The sequence below is a fragment of the Methanonatronarchaeum sp. AMET-Sl genome, assembly GCF_029854155.1.
Lineage (GTDB): Archaea > Halobacteriota > Methanonatronarchaeia > Methanonatronarchaeales > Methanonatronarchaeaceae > Methanonatronarchaeum.
Genome location: NZ_CP122958.1, coordinates 1,415,054 through 1,431,998 on the forward strand (window position 1 = coordinate 1,415,054; position 16,945 = coordinate 1,431,998).

Annotated in this window: 17 protein-coding genes; 1 reads left to right on the forward strand and 16 read right to left on the reverse strand. The window is 37.7% G+C overall.

The window, feature by feature from the left end; genetic code table 11:
* Positions 1 to 10 precede the first annotated feature (10 nt).
* A complete protein-coding gene (locus tag QEN48_RS07275; RefSeq protein ID WP_280108236.1) occupies positions 11 to 3,724 on the reverse strand; it encodes an MMPL family transporter in 3,714 nt (1,237 codons plus the stop codon).
* Positions 3,725 to 3,862: 138 nt separating this feature from the next.
* Between QEN48_RS07275 and QEN48_RS07280 the strand changes: the two genes are divergently transcribed.
* On the forward strand, positions 3,863 to 4,414 hold the full coding sequence (locus QEN48_RS07280; RefSeq protein ID WP_280108237.1) for a GMP synthase subunit A: 552 nt from the start codon (positions 3,863 to 3,865) through the stop codon (positions 4,412 to 4,414).
* A gap of 361 nt (positions 4,415 to 4,775) precedes the next feature.
* Here QEN48_RS07280 and QEN48_RS07285 read toward each other — a convergent pair whose 3' ends face one another.
* The 15 genes from QEN48_RS07285 to fni all read right to left on the reverse strand — a co-directional run bounded on the left by QEN48_RS07285 (position 4,776) and on the right by fni (position 16,645).
* A complete protein-coding gene (locus tag QEN48_RS07285) occupies positions 4,776 to 5,336 on the reverse strand; it encodes a C-GCAxxG-C-C family protein (RefSeq protein ID WP_280108238.1) in 561 nt (186 codons plus the stop codon).
* Between the two features lie 111 nt (positions 5,337 to 5,447).
* The gene (gene map / locus QEN48_RS07290; protein ID WP_280108239.1) at positions 5,448 to 6,341 is read right to left on the reverse strand and encodes a type II methionyl aminopeptidase; all 894 of its coding nucleotides are present in this window, start codon (positions 6,339 to 6,341) and stop codon (positions 5,448 to 5,450) included.
* A 19-nt stretch (positions 6,342 to 6,360) separates the two neighbouring features.
* The gene (locus QEN48_RS07295; protein ID WP_280108240.1) at positions 6,361 to 6,762 is read right to left on the reverse strand and encodes a 30S ribosomal protein S6e; all 402 of its coding nucleotides are present in this window, start codon (positions 6,760 to 6,762) and stop codon (positions 6,361 to 6,363) included.
* 105 nt (positions 6,763 to 6,867) lie between these two features.
* The gene (infB, locus tag QEN48_RS07300; protein WP_280108241.1) at positions 6,868 to 8,634 is read right to left on the reverse strand and encodes a translation initiation factor IF-2; all 1,767 of its coding nucleotides are present in this window, start codon (positions 8,632 to 8,634) and stop codon (positions 6,868 to 6,870) included.
* A 172-nt stretch (positions 8,635 to 8,806) separates the two neighbouring features.
* Complete coding sequence (locus QEN48_RS07305; protein ID WP_280108242.1) at positions 8,807 to 8,998, reverse strand: DNA-directed RNA polymerase subunit N; 192 nt, start codon at positions 8,996 to 8,998, stop codon at positions 8,807 to 8,809.
* Positions 8,999 to 9,005: 7 nt separating this feature from the next.
* Entirely contained in the window at positions 9,006 to 9,407 is a 402-nt protein-coding gene (locus QEN48_RS07310; protein ID WP_280108243.1) for a 30S ribosomal protein S9, read from the reverse strand.
* A gap of 1 nt (position 9,408) precedes the next feature.
* Positions 9,409 to 9,822, reverse strand: coding sequence for a 50S ribosomal protein L13 (locus QEN48_RS07315; RefSeq protein WP_280108244.1), 414 nt, complete (start codon positions 9,820 to 9,822; stop codon positions 9,409 to 9,411).
* A 15-nt stretch (positions 9,823 to 9,837) separates the two neighbouring features.
* The gene (locus QEN48_RS07320) at positions 9,838 to 10,188 is read right to left on the reverse strand and encodes a 50S ribosomal protein L18e (RefSeq protein WP_280108245.1); all 351 of its coding nucleotides are present in this window, start codon (positions 10,186 to 10,188) and stop codon (positions 9,838 to 9,840) included.
* A 70-nt stretch (positions 10,189 to 10,258) separates the two neighbouring features.
* A complete protein-coding gene (ndk, locus tag QEN48_RS07325) occupies positions 10,259 to 10,675 on the reverse strand; it encodes a nucleoside-diphosphate kinase (RefSeq protein ID WP_280108246.1) in 417 nt (138 codons plus the stop codon).
* A complete protein-coding gene (locus QEN48_RS07330) occupies positions 10,676 to 10,846 on the reverse strand; it encodes a 50S ribosomal protein L24e (RefSeq protein WP_280108247.1) in 171 nt (56 codons plus the stop codon).
* An 8-nt stretch (positions 10,847 to 10,854) separates the two neighbouring features.
* Positions 10,855 to 11,067, reverse strand: a complete 213-nt coding sequence (locus QEN48_RS07335; protein WP_280108248.1) for a 30S ribosomal protein S28e — start codon at positions 11,065 to 11,067, stop codon at positions 10,855 to 10,857.
* Between the two features lie 84 nt (positions 11,068 to 11,151).
* Positions 11,152 to 11,523, reverse strand: a complete 372-nt coding sequence (rpl7ae, locus tag QEN48_RS07340) for a 50S ribosomal protein L7Ae (RefSeq protein WP_280108249.1) — start codon at positions 11,521 to 11,523, stop codon at positions 11,152 to 11,154.
* 728 nt (positions 11,524 to 12,251) lie between these two features.
* Complete coding sequence (locus QEN48_RS07345; protein ID WP_280108250.1) at positions 12,252 to 13,913, reverse strand: glutamate--tRNA ligase; 1,662 nt, start codon at positions 13,911 to 13,913, stop codon at positions 12,252 to 12,254.
* Positions 13,914 to 13,931: 18 nt separating this feature from the next.
* Positions 13,932 to 15,269, reverse strand: coding sequence for an RNase J family beta-CASP ribonuclease (locus tag QEN48_RS07350; protein ID WP_280108251.1), 1,338 nt, complete (start codon positions 15,267 to 15,269; stop codon positions 13,932 to 13,934).
* A 323-nt stretch (positions 15,270 to 15,592) separates the two neighbouring features.
* Positions 15,593 to 16,645 (reverse strand): type 2 isopentenyl-diphosphate Delta-isomerase, encoded by a 1,053-nt coding sequence (gene fni / locus QEN48_RS07355; RefSeq protein ID WP_280108252.1) that lies wholly within the window; start codon positions 16,643 to 16,645, stop codon positions 15,593 to 15,595.
* Positions 16,646 to 16,945: the final 300 nt, after the last annotated feature.

Sequence of the window (16,945 nt, forward strand, 5' to 3'; positions counted from 1 at the left end):
CAACTCCGTTTTAATTTCCTTTATCCGGTTCTTTCTTGGTGGTGAATCTATTTATTAGGTTTTCTGGAGATTCAGATTTTATATATAGGCTCCATATTTTTATTAGGCTTGGTAAGACGATTACGCTTGCGAGAAATGCATATAAAATCGATAATGCTGCTACTAACCCGAATTCCCGTAATGGAGTTATTATTGAAAATATAAGTACTCCGAATCCTGATATAGTTGTTGCTGCACTTCCTAGTAGGGCTCCTCCAGTACCTAAGACTGTTTCATCCAGTGCTTCGTCAACCTCCCGATCTCTATCTATTGTTTCGATGTTAAACCTCTCAGTTATGTGTATACTGTATGCAACTCCAAGACCTATTGTCAGGCTTGTAATTGTACCGGTTATTACATTGAATGGTATATTAAGTAGGTACATTGTACCCAATATCCATGAAACTGCAAGAAGTACTGGTAGGGTTGTGAAAAAACCTAATAAAGCACTGCCTGCAGTCAATCTGTACATAACCATTAGAAATATTAATACAGCGATAAATGCAGCTATCAATCCATCAAGTACAGTTTCAAGAACCTGGTCCTGAATGGTGTACATAACAATAGGTGTGCCTGTTGCAGTAGCATCAACTCCATCAATAACAACAGCACTGGCTAAATCTCGAAATTCTTCAGTTATCTCTCTGTCACTTGCATCGCCTAATACTGAAACCGTAATCAAAAGCGCTTTGTATTCATCGCCAACTTTATGGATAACCTCTGACGCCTGATCCTCTTCTATCTCAAATAACTTATCATATAAAGTAGTTATGTTCTTATTAGGTATCCCGTCACCTGTTGTATCTGCAGCATGGTAAGTTTCGTTAAAGGTTTCATTTTGTTCTTTTACGTCCTGCATCAACTCAAGAGGGCTATCTAAGTCCGGTTCGCCATCAGGCAATATAGCAACTACATCTAGATTACTAAGTTTCTCTTCAGATTTATTTAGCATCAAAAGTGCATCGTCATCTGTGATGTTCCCTTCAAACAAAATCTCTCCATTCAGATCGGTTCTAATAAAGTTCTCATTAATATGTTCTACAGCCTCTCTCGTGTGATAATCATCGGAGTCAAGAACCATAGAGACCCATCCAGAATCATCTTGCGGTAAAAAATCCTCATCCTCAAAGGTAGTGTCTACATATAATGCTCCTACCACTCCGGCTCCTGCTAAGAAGACTGCTAGAACTACAACAACCATATATTTATCTTTTGCAAGTGAAGAACCTAAACCAAGGGCCTTAGATAAAGAACCTCCACCTTTACCGAAAGCTTTTTTAATCCGGTTTTTACCTTTTGATTCCAGGTATGTGTCCAGTTCAATTTTAATTGCCGGTATTAAAGCTCCGAAGATAATTAATGCTGAAAAAACACCGAAGGCGTTGACAACTCCAAACTCACGGACAGGGGGAATATTACTAGTGAGGTTTGCTAAAAAACCAATTGCAGTGGTGATTGTTACCAACGCCAAAGCCAATCCCACTGCAGGTAATGCCATCCTCATTCCCTTTTCACTACCTACATTTTCTCTAAAAAGTTCCTTTAAACCAGGAATTGAAAGTAACAACCGACCTATAAAACTTACATCACGATCTGCCCTCTCCCTCTGCTCCCTATACCTCATGAAAACATGGATAGCGTAATCTATACTAAGACCTATCATTAAAGCAGGTACTGCAACGAACATCTGGTTGAACTTGATTCCAGCGATACCCATAAAACCGTAAGTCCATAAAATAACAAGACCTATACCAAACATTCCAGCAAAAATGTCAAAAAGGTCCCTGTAAACTAAAATAAGTAAGCCTAAAACAAGAAGAATTGCTAGAGGCGCTATAATCGAGAGAGTGTCTTCCATTGCCCTATCAATCTCATCATCAATCAGAGAGGTTGATAACAACAATATATCTTCATCGGTTTCTTCTTCAGCGATATTCTTAATCTCAATCTGGACATCTTCTATCTCATCAAAGCCATAGATATCCTCGACAACATCATCTTTTAATTCAACTAACATCATTCTGGATTCGGCTTCAAGGCTTCCCTCTACATAACCCATAGGAAGTAACTCGTTAACCTGGTCAAACTCACCATTGACCTGCAATACAGAGTCCAAGGTATCCTTGAACTCTTCATCGCTCATGTTCTCTACAATCTCAATCTGCCTTTCAATAGAAGGAGGCTCAAGCTCCATAATCTCTTCTTCAAGCCTCTCAACCTCCTCAATATCATCATCAAGTTCTTCAAGAGCCTCATCAAGTTCATCATTCTCCTCTTTCAACTCCATTTCCTCTTCCTCAATTTCATCCAGCTCTTCAAGAATCTCCTCTATCTTTTCCAGAGTATTAACAAGCTCTGGGATATTCTCATCCAATACTACTTTTATTTCACCTTCAGCAAACTCGAACTCACCTTCCTTAAGTTCATCCCAAAACTCATCGACCAACTCATCCTCCTCAAAATCCCCAACTATAACCTGAGTAACTATAGATTGTATTTCAGATTCCAGCAACTCCGGATCTGGGTCACCAATTTTTATTTCATCAATAGAATCAAGGTCTTCCTCAACTTTACCAGCCAGATCCCGCCATTCATCTTCAATCTCACCATGAATAACCCGAACCTCTTCAATTAAACCATCAATTTCATCAATAGAACTACTGATATTCTCAATTTCATATTCAAACTCAGTTTCATTACCTAGTTCATTAGCTGTTTCATTTATTATTTCTAATTCATCCTCGATTACTGAAAGTTTCTCTTTAGTTTCATCGATTAGTTGTTCGTCTCTCTGTGCAGGGTCTTCAAAGTCCTGGACGTTTTCTTCTATTTCTTGAGTAGTTTCATTTATAATCGCAGTGGAACTAGAAATCGTATTATTTTCAATTTCTTCTTCATAATTTGTTTGATTTATCTTTGTGGAGTTTTCATGAATTTTGTCTAGTTCTTGATTTATCTCGTCAGATTTATCTTGGATTTTGTTTTCTTTTTCAGTTATTTTTGATATGTTATCTACGATGTTTGAAAGAAAGTCAGTTATGTAGTCTTCATCTATTGTTATTTCGATTGGGTCTTCGGCTGTTTCATTTATGTTTAGCTCTTCTATTTCTCTGTATTCTTCTATAGCTTCTTTTGATTCGTTTAGTTCTTTAGTTTGGTTTTCTAGTTTGATATACTGCTTGTATTGTTGGTTTGAAAGTTCTTTTTCCCATTCTTCAAGTTCTTCTGCCCATTTTTCAAGTTCTTCTGATCTGTTTTCTATGTCTTCGGCTTTTTCTTCAAGTTGCTCGGTTTTGTTTTCTGTGATGTGGTATAGTGGTATGAAGTTAGCTATATCTGTTATTCCGTTTTCTTGTAGTGTTTGGTTTATTGCGTAGTTTTCATGTAGTTCTTTCTGGAAGTGGAGTGAGTTTTCAAGTGATTCCCTATCTAGTACGTTATCTCCTTTGAATATCAGTTGAATTATTTCTGTTTGGTCTTCATCAGCTCCGTCTGTGGTGAAGTTTTCTTGTATATACTCCATTTTCTCGGTTTCTATGTTGTCGACTTCAAAATCCTCGAGGTCTGTCGATGTTTCGATATTTAATGCACCAACTGCCATAATGAGGCTGATGATAGCCAGCACTACTATTACTGTTCGTCTGTTTTCTATGATTAAGTCGGTGATGTCTTCTTTTTTGACCATTATTGTATAAACTAGATTTAACCTGTTTGTATATAATTAATTTCATCTCTGTTATTATTATAATAAAAACAAAACTTTTATTTAGTATTGAGATTTATAGAAAAAGCTTTAAAACTAAAGAGGTAAAGGAACTCAATTATGATAGTAATAATCAATAATCATGGCCAGTTCACTCATCTAATTCACCGTTCCCTTAGAGATATAGGTATTGATAATAAGCTTGTTTCAAACACTATTTCCCCATCTGAATTGAATGAATTAAATCCGAATGGAGTTATTTTAAGTGGCGGACCAGATATCGAGAAAACTGGTAACTCCAGAGATATTTTGTTATCCATCGATGTACCTGTGCTAGGAATTTGCCTAGGACATCAAATCATTGCAAAAACCTTCGGTGGTGTCGTCAAACCTGGTAGTTCCGGTGGATATGCAGAGGTTGATGTTGAGATACTAAACAATAATGGCCTCTTCAGAGATTTAGGAGATAAAACAGTTATTTGGGCTTCACATTCTGATGAAGTCTCTGAAGCCCCCTCAGGTTTTAAGATAACAGCAAGATCCAAATTATGTGATGTTGAAGCAATGGCTCATAAAGAAAAACCAATTTTTGGCATCCAAGGACATCCAGAGGTTGCTCACACACCAGAAGGTGAAAAAATACTTAGAAATTTCCTTCAATTATGCGAATAACTCTCCCCGTTACCTCAGTGGTAACTTTAGTCCAAAACTTCCTGTTTAGGTAGTAAAACTTATATATATAACGATGTTAAGTTCATTCGTGTTTTAAATAAAAAATCAAAAAATTAATAATCAATAATGACAAACTGGTGTTGAGGACAAAACAATAAAACAAAATTCAACTGTTTATATTTGTTCGGAGAAGGAGAGGAAATTTATTTTCATTCCCCCTTTCACACCCTCTCCTTCCTCCCAACACATCAAAAACACCGAGAAATAGTTATCTAATCATTACTAATAAGGTTTTTGCAAAACTCTGTAAAAATCTAAAACTCTTGTATTTGAAGTTTTATGTTGAAGTATAGTGTTTATTTTATATTGATTTCTTGAATTCTAGGGATTCGATACCTTTCGTTTCCACTTCTATTATAATGTCTATAACCATGCCTGCGGTTTTAGATGTTATTTTTTGGCATTGCATTATATGGCCTTTGCTATATGTTTTATAGAAATCTTTTGTTAGTTCATAGCATTCTGTTTTATCGAATTGTTTTATGAATCTATGTGGTAGTTGGTTGAATATTTTGTAAATTCCTTTTTCTCCGATACGGTCTTTTTTTGATGGGTTTGCAGGGTTTTTATATCCATATATAATAGATAAAGCCATTGTTCCTCCGCTTATAGCCCCACACATGAGGCCATATTTTCCAACACCTTCCCCGAAACCTGTTGCTATTTTAACTATGTTTTTTGGGTGTTTGGATGTGTAGTTGAACTCTGTTTCTAGTATTTCGATTGTTGTTTCAAAAACAGATTCTGCGCAGTTGTAGCTACGCATATATTTTTTCATGGCTCTTTGTTCTGCTTTCTCTATTATCTTTTCTCTTTGTTTCTGGTTGATTTCCCTAGGTATCTTGAGGTCTGATTCTGTCATTGATAAGTATTTGAAAAGACGTTATTTGTTATTTTTTTGTGTTTAGTTTTTGTGTTTATGGTTTGGTGGTGTTGGTTGTTTTGTAAAAAAAGTTTTTTTGGTTTTTTGGTTTTAGGTTATTTTTTCGGCTTTGTTTTTGTGTATTATTATTGTGTGTTCTGCTTGTGATACTTTGCTGTTTTGTTTGTCGTATAGTGGTGCGTAGCTTCTTAGGGCTCCTTGTTGTGTTAGTTTTTTAAGTGTGTAGTCTAGTTTTTTGTGTTTTTTGTTTTGGAGCCATCTTTTGGCGAATGGTAGTGTTTTGTATTGTTTTTTTATTGTTTTTAGTAGTTTTCGGGCTTTACGGTTTCTGGTTTTTGTTTTTTGGTTTTTTAGGCTGTAGATTTCTGGTTTTCCTTTTTCTTTTACTCTTCCGGATCCGTTGGTGGCGAATGGTTCTATTGCTATTACTTGTCCTTCTTTGAGTTTGTGGTTGTTGTTGGTTTTTATGTTGGGTATCGAGGGGTTTACATGTGTGTTCCATTGGTTTAGTCCATGTCCGGTTAGGTTTACTACTGGTTGGAGGTCTCGTTTTTTTATTTCGTATTCGATGGCGCTGCTTATTTCTTTTATTGGTGTTCCTGCTCCATTGTTTGCTGTTTCTATGGCTTTTTGAAGTGCTTTTTCTGTTGCTTCTACGAGTTTTTGGTTGTTGCCTTGGTCTATTGTGAAGGCGGAGTCTGCTATATAGCCATCTATGTGGACTCCTATATCGATTTTTACGAGGTCGCCTTTCTGTATTTTTGTTTGGTCGTTTTTGGTTGGTGTGTAGTGTGCGGCTAGGTTGTTTATTGATATGTTGCAGGGGAATGCGGGTTTTCCGCCTTTTTGTTTTATTTGGTTTTCTATTTGTTCGGCGATTTCTATTACTGGTGTGTCTATTTTGATTTTGGGTTTTATTTCTTTTTTGACTTCTCTTAGTATTTTGCCGGCTTTTCTGGTTTTTTTGAGGTTGTTGTTTGGCATTTTGTTTCTTTTGGGTTTTTTATTCTTGGGTTTCTTGGGTTTCTGTGGTGAATATTTCTGTTAGTTCTTGGTCGCCTTTTTCTGTTATTTTTAGGTTTATTTGGGTGATTTGATCGCTTATTTGGTTGCCTCTAACTGTTTTTCTTTTTCTTTCTCCATCTCTTGTTGGCTTGAATCCTTGTCCACCGCTTACTAATACTTTTTTTCTTGCGGGTCCTTGTATGTCTTTTCGCATTGGTATTCCGTCTGAGTCGCTTCCGCCTGTTAGTTTGAGTTGGTATCCAGTGAGTCCTAGTTCTTCTCCATCTATTGGTTCGCCTATTTTTTTTCCTATCAATGTGGTTCCTTCATTTCCGCTGATTTCTTTTTGGTATGTCTTTCCGTTTTCGGGGTTTGATATTACGAGTTTAAATTCTACCATTTTATCACCTTTTTTTGTCAGGCTGTATTTTCCTGAAGTTTAAATTTAATTATTTAATTGTTTAGGGAGGGGATTGTTAGTTAAGTTTGTTAAAAGAAATATGTTTTATATTGCCCAGTATCTGTTGTCTTTTCTTTTTATTTCGGTTATTTCTTGGAATGTTTTTTTCTCTGGTTCTGTTAGTTTGTTTTTTAGTTCTTTTTCGATTACTTTGGCGTGTTTCTCGGGTATGTCTACGTATAGTATGTCGCCTTCTTCTATTTGTCTTCCGACGGTTGGTCCGGATATTGAGACTGCTACTTCTTTTCCGGCTTCGGCTTTGTTGACTTGTTCTCCTCGTTCTTGGATTTCTTTTAGTTCTCCGATTGGTTCGCCGTTTTTTTTCATTAATCTGTATCCTGGTCTTATGTTGCTGTGGACTTTGACTCCTACGATTGCTGGGTTGTTTTGTCTGAATGTGTGGTCTGGTAGTATTTCGATTTTTCCTGGCCGTATTATTTTTTCGAGTCTTTGTTTTTCGCGTTTTTGTTTTATTTCTTCGACCCATTCTTGGTATTTTTCTATTAATCTGTAGATTACTTTGCTTGTGAATATTTTTACGCCTTTTTTTTCAGCGTATTTTTTGGCTTCTGGTAATGTGTCAACGTCAAATGATAGTATTACGCGGTCTAGTTCTTCGTTGATCATTTCGGCTTCGACTACGTCTCTTTTTGATACGTCGCCGATTGTTGCTTTGCGGATGTTTATTTCGGATTCTTTTAGGTTTTTTACTATTGCTTCTAGTGATCCGATTGTGTCTGCTTTTACTATTACTCCGCTTGTTTCGGTTTCTATTAGTATTTCGTTTACTTGTGATTGCATTTCTTCTTTTATTTGTTGTTCGTTTTGTTGGTTGATTACTTGGAATGGGTATCCTGCGAATACGTTTTCTAGGTTTGGTGCGACGATTTTTATTCCTGATGCGGCGTCGACTTTATTGACTTTCTGGAATTTCTGTCCTGTTTCTCGGATTTCTCGGGTTGGTTTGGGTTTTAGTAATCCTCTGATTTTTGTTTTTATTGGGTTTTGGTGGCTTCCGATTAGTATTTCATCGCCTACTTTTATTATGCCGTCGTAAAGGATTACGTCTATTGTTTTTCCGAGGCCTTTTTCTTCTTTTACTTCTAGGACTGTTCCTTTGCCTGGTTTTTGTTTTTGAACTATGAGGTTTTCTTGGAAGTAGTGTTGTGCTACGCCTACTAACACCATTAGTAGGTTTGGTATTCCTTCTCCGGTTTTTGCGCTTATTGGTATTATTCCGACTGTGTTGCTGTAGTCTTTGACTCTGTCGAATCTTTCGGATTGGAATCCGGCGTCGTGTAGTTTTCCGACGACTTCGTAGATTTGTTCTTCGAGTTTGGTTTGTGTTTTGTTTTTTTGGTTTTTTATGGTTTGTTGGAATGGTTGGTTTGGTGTTGTTTGCCATCCGGGTATTTTGTCTATTTTGTTGAGTGCTACTACGAAGGGTGTTTTGTATCTTTTTAGTATGTCTAGGGCTTCCTCTGTTTGTGGTTGGAATCCGTCTGTTGCGTCTACAACTAGTACTGCTAGGTCGGCTAGAGAGCCTCCTCTTGATCTTAGTGATGTGAATGCATGGTGTCCTGGTGTGTCTATAAAAAGTAGTCCTGGGACTTTGAAGTCTTTTTTATTTAGTAGTGGTCCACATAGGTTGTCTATTATGTCTAGTGGTATTTCTGTTGCTCCTATGTGTTGGGTTATTGAACCTGATTCTCTTTCGGCTACTGTTGAGCCCCGTATTTTGTCTAGTGTTGTTGTTTTTCCGTGGTCAACGTGTCCGAGCATGCAGACGATAGGTGTCCGTATGTTTTCCATTATTATTGCCTCTTTTTTGTTTTTTGTTTTGATTGTCTGCCGATATTTCTATGTTGGACTGTTTTTTTATGGGTTTGGTTTCTTTTTGTTGGGTTTACTGGTTTTTGAATTCTGGTTTGGTGGCTTTGAGTTCTTGGGGTGTTGAACTAGCCTGGCGCGTTCTTTGTTGTTTTTAGTGGTATGGGGCGATTTCGTCTATTAGATCTTGGTGGGCGATGAAGATTCTTCGGCAGCAGTATCGTTCTATATCTAGGTCGTTGAGTATTTCTCCTGGTTCTTCTCCTTTTTGTCTTCTTTCTTTGAATTCTTCCCAGGAGCTTCCGATTACTTTGCCGCAGGTGAAGCATCTGACGGGGATCATCATTTGGTGTTCACCTGTAAGATTTTTGTCTTCTGGCTCTTGCGCCTCTTCCACCAGCTTTCTTTCTTTCTTTTTGTCTTGGGTCGTTTATTAGGAAGCTTCTATCTCTATCTAGGAATGCTTGTTTTAGTTCGTCGTCTTCTGTGTATTTTACTAGTCCTTTTGCTATTGCTGTTTTTGCTGCGTCTGCTTGGCCTGAAGTTCCTCCGCCTTCGACCTTTATTTTTATGTCGATGTTTTCAGCTTTTTCTCCTGCTATTATTAGTGGTTCTTTTATTCTTAATCTCCGTAGCTCTGGTTCTATTATTTCGAGGGGTTTGTTGTTTAGGTATACTTTTCCTTCCCCCTCTTTGAATGTTGCTCTTGCGATAGCGTTTTTTCTTTTTCCACTTGATTGTACAATTTTATCCATTTTAAGACCAACCTAAGTATTTGCTGATGTCTTTTATTCTTATGTAGTTGTTTCCTCTTAATTCGTCAATATATTTGATTTCGAGGTTATTGAATTCGGCGTCTTCGTATTCTATTGGTACGCCCATGTTTACTTTGATATTTTTGAGTGCTTCTTTGCCTCTTGGCTTTTTTGGTAACATACTTTTTATTGTTCTCTTGACGATTTGATCTGGTACTCTTGGGTAATGTGGTCCCCAGTCTTTGCTTCCTCTGTCGTATCTTTCTTTGTATTTTTGGTAGATTTGTTCTTTGTTGCCTGTTACCGCTATTTTTTCTGCGTTTACTATGACTATTTCTTCTCCATCTAGTGCTTTTTTTGAGACTTCGGTTGCGAGTCTTCCTAGTATTGCGCCATCGGCATCTATGATCTTCATTTTGTTCACCTCTGTTTATTTTATGATTTTTATCCCTGTTCCGGAGGGGTTTTGCTCCATTAGTTCTTGAATCGTGATTGTTTCTCCTCCTGCTCTCTCTATTTTTTCTCTTGCTGTGTTTGAGAATTTAATTGCGGCTATTGTAGCTTCTTTGTTAATTCTTCCTGCTCCAAGGACTTTTCCTGGGATTATTATCTCTTGGTTGTCTTCGGCGTGTCTTTCGATTTTGCTTAGGTTGACTTCAGCATAGTTTTTTTGTGGTTTTTCTAGTCTTCTTGCTATGTCTCTCCAAAGATTGCTTTCTTCTTCTCTTGATTTCTTTTTAAGTTCGTTTATTAGGTTTATGGTGCCTGGATTTTTAATCATAATATCATCCTTATTGTTTTTTTATGTCCGAGTTTCCCGTTTTTTGTTCGGGATTGATCCGGGGGTTTTTTTAGTATTCTTGAAATTCTTCTTCGTTGAAGTATAGATTTAGTTCTCGTTCTGCGTTTTCTTGTGAGTCTGCTGCGTGAACTATGTTTTCGCTTATCTCTAATCCATAGTCGCCTCTGATTGTTCCTGGGTTGGCTTCGGCGGGATTTGTTGTTCCTATCAAGTTTCTTACTACTGGAACTGCATCTGGTCCTTCTATTGCCATTGCTACAATCGGTTTAGATGTTATGTATTCGATTAACTCGTTGAAAAAGTCTTTGCCTTTATGTTCTGCATAGTGTTCTTCGGCTTTTTCTCTGTCAAGCCATATCATTTTGAGGCCTATTATTTTGAGGCCTTTGTCTTCAATTCTCTTTATTACTTCGCCTATGAGTCCTCTCTCTACTCCATCTGGCTTTACTGCTAGGAATGTTCGCATTTAATCACCGGATGTCCACTCGATGTCTTTAGATTTTCTACCTAGCTTTACCATGTTTTTCTCACATTTAGAGGAGCAGAAGTAGTAGACTCTCCCTGAATTCTGGACATGCATTTTGCCTCTCCCTGGTGGTATTGAATCGCTACAGAAACTACATTCTCGGTCTTTCACCAACCTTATCACCTTGCTGATATGTCTTTTGCTTCTCTGGATGTGTCGATTAACATTAGTATGTCGCCTTCACGCACTGGCCCCATTACGTTCCGAGTGATTATTCGGCCCTTATTGTTGTCTTCTAAGATCCGGCATTTTACTTGAACTGCTTCTCCATGCATACCGGTTCTTTCAAGGACCTCTATAACCTCTGCGGGTGTTGCTTCATCATCCGTCATTTTTATCAAACATTTTTTTATTTTTTTTATTTATTTCTTTACTTCCGGTCGTTTATATTGGGTGGCCGGTTTTTTTAGTTGTTTTTACTCTCTGAGTTCGTCTGTTTTTTCTGAAATCTCTTTTATTAGGTCGTCGGCTTCACCACTATCAACTATTACTACGGATGCTGAAGATACGTTGTTAAGGCCTGCGGCTGCGCCGAGGTCATTTTGGCTTGATACATATACGTAGGGAACTTCGTTTTCTTCCGCTAGTATCGGTAGGTGTGCTACTATTTCTTCAGGCTCTACGTCTTCTGCTATTACTGCTAGTTCAGCTAAACCACTTTCTAGTGACTTTGTTACTTCGTTTGTGCCTTTAGAAATTTTTCCTGTGTTTTTTGCTACTTCTACTGCTTCTAGCGCTTTATCGGAAATCTCTTGTGGAACATCAAATTTAACATATACTTTGGACATTAGATTACCTCCTTTAGACAAATTGTCATCATAATTCATCGGTCTGTTGCATCATCGCCGCACCATAAATGGTTTGGTTTGACGCCGATAGAAATGCACTTTCAACCTTATTGAACCTTTTGCCTATTAACTTATTTGGGCTTTTTTGTTTTGCCCAGAGGACCTTAAAATAAGGATCAAGTATATAGCAAAAGGAAGCGAGTTGATTTAACCGATCCACACAACTCATATCCCCAAAAATATATACTTCTTTCGGTGTTGGTGGTTTGTTTTTGTGTTTGTTTTGTTGATTATCCTAAAACAGGGCTAAGACCCTCTTTGTTCACGGAGGGGGGACTGCAGCCCGATAGTAAAAAGTTAAGTGGTCTGAACACACCGATATTTGGCAGTTGGTTGAGTTGTCCGTCCTTTCAAACAAAAAGCAACTCGATAGTGTCTCAAGGGATACTATCTATAGCTTGAGACCGACATCGAAAAGATGTATTAGGTAACCCCCAATCCAGAACATTTGTGTTCTATGGAGGATCTATGGGGGGTGTGAAAGGCTACCAGAGATGAATAAAAACCTATCACGAGTATGATATATAAGCTATTTGTCTTAATCCAAACTTCTCTCAAAGTATATTTATATGTTGATTAGGTTTGTGAGAGAAGCATGATGTTATAGCAAACCCCTCTGCTAGGATAAGGTCGGATGGAAGCCTTCCCCTCTTTAGGTAAAGGTCACTTCACCTGTGGGCGTAATAGGCTTTGAAGGGGTTTTTTTGGTGTAGTTTTACGAATCCATATCTTTCAAACTGGATTATTTCGTCTTTTTTGATGTTTTGGATTGTTTTTTCTGCTACGCCTTCTTCGATTTCGCCTTGTTTTATTATTTTTAGTGGTATGTTGTCTTTTGTTGTCCATTGTATTATGTCGGCTCCTTCTTGTAGTACTTTCAGGCTGTTTCCGGTGTATATTGCTTTTCCTTTATCGGTTATTTTTATGTTGTATAGGTCTTTTAGCCGTACAATATCTCCTTTTTCGGTTTTTTCTGCGTCTTGTTTTGGTATCAGTAGTGTAGGGTTTTTGGGTACGTCTATTTGTCTTGTTTCTTCTCGGTCTGGGTGTAGTGGTGGTGTTGCGGTGTATTGTTCTGCGTCTTTTATCTCTATTTCTATGGGGTTTGGTACGAAGAAGTATCTATCTGCTTTTTTGTCTATTATTTTTCTGTTTTCTGCGTATAGTGTGGTCCAACTGAATTTTGAGTTTACTTCTGAAACTCCTAGTCCTTTCATGGCTGTTCTAATTGCTTCTGGCTGTATTCCTCTTTTTTTGAGAGCTCTTAATGTTCCTAGTCTTGTGTCGGCCCAACCGTTGTATTTGTCTTCTTCGATTCCTTTTTTTATGTTTCTTGTTGATAGTTCTACGCCTTCGATTGATAGTGTTCCGTGGTGTATGTATTCTGGGGTTTTCCAATCGAAGTAGTCGAATATGAATTCTTGTCTTATCATGTTTGGTATGTGGTCTTTTCCTCTGATTATATGGGATATGTCCATTAGGTGGTCATCGATTGCTACTGAGAAATTCATTAAGGGGTATGCGTGGTATTTGTCTCCATATACTGGGTGTTCTTGGTCTACTACTCTGAAGGCAGGCCATTCTCTTATTGCTGGATCCGGATGGTTTAGATATGTCTTTATTCGGAGTGCCACTTCTCCTTCTCTGTATTCGCCTTCAAGTGTTTTGTTCCATAGTTCTAGGTTTTTTTCTGGGGTTTGGTTTCTACAGTTACAGGCTTTTCCTTGTTTTTTAAGTTTTCTGAATTTTTCTGCCGGACATTCACATACATATGCTTTATCTTTCTTGATTAGTTCTGTAGCGTATTTGTAGTATGTCTCGATTCTCTCTCCTTGTATAATTTTTTCGTCTACATCGATTTCTAGATATTTTATGTCTTCTTCGATCATCTGGTATGCTGGAGGGTATACTCTTTTGGGGTCGGTGTCTTCGATTCTTAGTATGAAATCGCCGTTGTATCTCTTTACGTATTCATCATTGAGTATTGCTGCTCTTGCGTGACCTAAGTGGAGGGGTCCGCTTGGGTTTGGTGCAAAACGCATTCTTACGTTTTCAGTTTCGCCAGGTAGGTCGGGTAGGTCTTTTTGTTCTTTTTCTTTTTCTTCTTCGAGTATTTCTGGCGCTATTTCGAGTAGTTTTTTCCGTTGTTCTTCAATTGACATTTTGTTGATTTCATTGATAACTTCTTTTACTGTTTGTTTTACTTCCGCTGCTTTTTCTCTGAGGTCTTCGCGTTCCCCCATTATACGGCTCATAACGGCTCCTACATCAGCTTCTCCACCATAATCTATGGCATTTGCTAGTGAATATTTCTCGATATCTTCTCTCATGAAAGGTCACCGGGTTTTTTATCCCAAAACGAGTTCCTGACCGTTTCTAAGTATATGTACATCTTCGCTGAAGCAATATCCCATGCTTTCAGCTAGTTCGGCATAGGCACTGTTCATGTTGAGGTCGCCGTGTGCAGGTATTATGTGGTCTGGTTGCACCATATCGATTAAGTCGTAGTTGTCTTGTTTTGATCCATGGCCAGATACGTGTACTTCTTTAAACAGCCTTGCTCCCTGCATTTTTAGTTTTGTTTCTAGCGAGTATCTGTTTGCTCTGGTTAATGGGTTTGGTATTACTTTGGCTGAAAACACTACGTGGTCTTTTTCATTGATTTTAAGTGGTAATGTACCGTCTGCAAGTCTTGTTAAGGTTGCGCCAGGCTCTCCTTGATGTCCGGTGCAGATTATTAGATAGTTTTCTCGGCCTTCTTTTTTTATTTTCCTTAATATCTGATCTCTACCTTGAGGGGTTCCATATATCCCTACATTGTCTGGTAGAGACACTATACCCATCTCTTCAGCTGTTCCTGTATATCTCTCCATTGAACGACCTAATAATACAGGTCTTCTATCCATTTCTTCAGCAGCTTCTATAATTGATTTGATTCTGGCTATGTGTGATGAAAATGTTGTTACAAAAACCCCTACATCTTCGTTTTCTGCTTCATGTAATGTATCCCACACCATTTCTCGCGCTATAGACTCTGATGGTGTTTTTCCTTCATCCATTACGTTGGTGGAGTCGACTATTGCCGCTACTACATTTTCATCGCTTAATTCTTTCAGTCTCTTTACGTCTGTTTCTTCACCTAGAACTGGCCTTCGATCCAGTTTAAAATCAAGGCCATACAAAACAGCTCCTTTAGGTGTGTGTATTACTGGTAATACACAATCAGGTATGCTGTGTTGTGTTCTTATGAACTCAAGTTCTATGTCAGGACTTAGTAGGTAGTGTTGTCCTGCTTCCAGTTCATACACCGGATTGTCGACCTTGAACTTAACTTCTGAACGTATTTCTTTCTTTATTATCTCTGCAGTGAATGGCGTTGCTATTATAGGTGCGTCATACCTGTGAGCAAGTTTTGATATTGCTCCAACGTGGTCTAGATGACCATGGGAACAAACGATTCCTACAACATCACCATTGAAACTGTTCAGTATTGTGTCATCAGGTATCGCTCCAATATCGATTAAGTCAAGGGAATGCATCCTCTCTGTCTGGGTTTCTTCGTGTATCTGGACTCTGTCTAAATGAAGACCCATGTCAAATATGACCATCTCGTCACCTACTCTAACCGCAGTCATATTCTTTCCAACTTCTTCGTATCCTCCAATTGCTTTAATTCCTATATCCATGTTTTTTACTCCTTTTTCTTGTTTTTCTGTTTATATATCATTTTTTTAGAAAACACTCATTAGTGCTTAGTACCCAATTTGGGTGAATTTTAATTAATAAAATAATTGGTTAATTCATTAAGTCAATATTCCATCTATATCTTACTTAGATGAAAAACCATGTTTCTTGTTTCGTTCGAGTTAATTGGTTCTTATTTGTTTTTATAATTTCTCAATCAATTCAGGATGTTGGGAGAACAATAGCTCCAAACTAAAAGATAGTTTTTAGGTTTAATTGATTGAAATGTATAACGTTTATTTCAAGAGGTTAATGCTTGGTTTTTTTATAGTGATCTTTCTTTTATCCATTCTTTTGTTTCGCCTGTAATCACTTTGGGTGTTTCTTTAAGTTCTGAAATGTTTTTTGAACCAGTTAAAAACATTGCTATTATTAACTCTTCTTTTAATTGGTTTATTCGTTTTGTCAGGTTTTCAATATCTTTTGTTGCTGGCTCTACTAATGGTAGTGCTGACCCTGCTACATCAGCGTTTAATGCAATGCTTTTCGCTATATCTATACCAGACCTTATTCCTCCACTAGCCATGATCGGTAAGTTCACATCTGCCTCTAAAAGGCTTACCGCAGTAGGTATCCCCCAACCACTAAATGTCTGACCCAACTGCTCTTTTAATATATTTCCTTCATTCCTAGCCCGTATACTTTCAATTATTGTCCAATCGGTGCCTCCAAGACCCGCTACATCGATTGCATCAACCCCAGCATCTCTAAGCAGTTCTGCTACAGGCCTTGAGACTCCAGCACCTGTTTCTTTAACCATCACCGGAATATCTAGTCGGTTGGAAAGGTTTTCAATAGCATCTATAACTCCCTTTCCATTTGTGTCTCCCTCTAACTGAATGGCTTCCTGTAGAAAATTTAGGTGGATGCAGAATACATCCGCGTCTATCATATCTATAGCTTGATAGGCTTCTTCAACACCATATCCATCTGCGAATTGTGGTGCCCCTAAATTAGCTATTTTAAGAGCGTTAGGAGCATATTCTGAAACAATTTTAAGTGAACCAGCCAATGAATCATTTTCAATAGCTGCTCTCTGACTACCAACACCAATACCTATATTTAATTTCTCAGCAGCTATAGCCAATCTTCTATTTACATCTCTCAAGTTCGGATGGCCTCCAGTAATTGCTGGAATTACAAATGGAAAATCAAGTTTTTTGTTAAGAAATGTTGTAGTTGTATCAACCTCGTTTTTATCAACTTCGGGTAATGCTTTATGCAATAACGTTACATCCTGAAAACCGGTACTTCCCGACTCAACATCATATTTCTTACTCACATAGAGATGTTCTAGTTTCCTATCGGTTATCTTCATCATTGACCTCTCTATCTACCAAAATATTCTTAATTTAGATTAAAGATTTAGTAACCATTCGATTTAACCAAACTTGACTTACTCACTCTGTATATAGAACTTGAAACAACAATTTACTTTTCCAAAATAATTTCCATCAATCTACAGAGAAATCAAGCAGAGTACCTCGGGGCTTGATCCTGAGGTATTTCACTTAAATATCGGTGACATCCTCTTCTCCTTGAAGGAAGAGGTCTTTGCCCTGAATCAAGATAAATGAAACGAATTAACTCTTTTAATTTAAAATACAATATTAATCTA